We start from the raw sequence: 808 nt of genomic DNA, 5'->3' as shown, positions 1-808 counted from the left end.
TACAGGTGCGGCTGCCCCGTCGAGGCGCTCGTCCCGCCGTCCACGGCCAGGATCGCGCCGGTGATGTACGCCGCGTCCGCGCTGGCGAGGAACAGCACCGGCGGGGCGATGTCGTCCGGCTGCGCGGGGCGCCCGAGGGCGATGCGGTCGATGAAGGGCGCGAGCTCCTCGGGGGTCGAGGCCATCGACTCGGTCAGCGGCGTCTGCGTGAAGGCGGGAGCGACGGCGTTGACCCGCACCCCGTGCGCGCCGAAGTCGAGGGCCAGCGACTGCACGAACGTCGTGATCGCGCCCTTGGTCGCGTTGTAGGCGGCCTGGCCCCAGTCGCCGCGGATGCCCGACACGGAGGAGACGACGACGATGTTGCCGCGGCTCGCCTTGAGGTGCGGGAGCGCCGCCTTCACCGCGTAGAAGAGGGCGTCGACGTTCGTCGCGAAGAGCGAGCGCCAGGAGTCGTCCTCCACCTCCTCGATCGGGCCGCCGAGGTGGCCGGCCGCGTTGTTCACGAGGACGTCGATCCCGCCGAACCTCGCGACGGTGCCCTCGACGAGCGCGTCGACCTCGGCTCGGACCGAGACGTCGGTGGGCACGACCAGGACGCGCCCGGCCGGGAAGCCGGCGACGGTCTCCTCGAGCGTGGCGGGGGTGCGCCCGGCGACCGCGACGCTCGCGCCCTGCTCGAGGAAGGCGCGTGCGATGGAGCGGCCGATGCCGGAGCCGGCTCCGGTGACCAGGACGGTGCGTCCGGCGAAGGGGTAGGTGTTCGAGGCGATCATGGCGGTGCCTTCCGGGTGCAGAGGGGCGGCTC

General features: G+C 73.4%; 1 protein-coding gene. It reads right to left on the bottom strand.

Annotation, left to right across the window (positions count from 1 at the left end; translation table 11 throughout):
• Positions 1 to 776: SDR family NAD(P)-dependent oxidoreductase (locus tag C5C82_RS17145; RefSeq protein ID WP_258066176.1), on the bottom strand; the 776-nt coding region annotated here is incomplete at its 3' end.
• Positions 777 to 808 lie beyond the last annotated feature (32 nt).

This window comes from Rathayibacter sp. AY1D5, from assembly GCF_002932515.1.
Taxonomy (GTDB): Bacteria; Actinomycetota; Actinomycetes; order Actinomycetales; family Microbacteriaceae; genus Rathayibacter.
This window is presented reverse-complemented; position numbering and strand designations above follow the sequence as displayed.